This window comes from Stenotrophomonas sp. STEN056, assembly GCF_056759635.1.
In genome coordinates this window covers 1-223 of record NZ_JBRRDL010000077.1, presented here as the reverse complement: position 1 = coordinate 223, position 223 = coordinate 1, and the positions used below count along the sequence as shown (strand labels likewise).

At 63.2% G+C, this 223-nt stretch carries 1 protein-coding gene; it reads right to left on the bottom strand.

What is annotated here, in order from left to right:
• Positions 1 to 223, bottom strand: a 223-nt coding sequence (locus ACVOLO_RS18070; RefSeq protein ID WP_481571705.1) for a hypothetical protein, incomplete at both ends; no start/stop codon positions are given.

The following is a 223-nucleotide window of genomic DNA, read 5'->3' as shown; positions in this document are numbered from 1 at the left end:
AGGGCAATGCTGCTGTCGGCATCAGCTTGTGCGCCGGCACCCATGGCCACGCTGCGCTCACCGTTTGCAGCACTGGAAGCACCGGCTGCCAACGCATAGTCCGCGCCTGCAATCGCACTGTCACCGGCGACGAAACTGTAGTGGCCCGAAGCCATCGCATTGCTGCCAATCGCCGTGGCGTTGTCGCCGTCCACCAGGTTGGCAAAACCGAACGCACTGCTGT